Genomic DNA, 323 nt, shown 5'->3' on the forward strand with positions numbered 1-323 from the left:
ACCTACTTTCACACTGGTTGCAGCACTATCATCGGCGTAAAATCGTTTCACGGTCCTGTTCGGGATGGGAAGGGGTGGTACCGATTTACTATGGTCATCAGGCATAACTTGGTCAGCTGGTGCTCCCAATCGGGCAGCACTAGCTTGAATCTGGAAGAAGTATCGTTTTTTCGTCGCCGCATGCGGCGACTATTACTTGGGTAGTGATTGCGTATCAACACAAGCACAACGCGCTTTCTTATCTCTGTACCTGCTAAGGTTATAGGGACAAGCCGTACGGGCAATTAGTATCAGTTAGCTTAATGCATTACTGCACTTCCACA

General features: G+C 48.0%; 1 rRNA gene. It reads right to left on the minus strand.

Annotation, left to right across the window (positions count from 1 at the left end):
• Positions 1–102 (minus strand): 5S ribosomal RNA (gene rrf, locus F1735_RS34570); the annotation flags it as partial.
• Between the last annotated feature and the right edge of the window lie 221 nt (positions 103–323).

The sequence above is a fragment of the Massilia genomosp. 1 genome (genome assembly GCF_011682185.1).
In the GTDB taxonomy this organism is placed as follows: domain Bacteria; phylum Pseudomonadota; class Gammaproteobacteria; order Burkholderiales; family Burkholderiaceae_D; genus Telluria_A; species Telluria_A rubra.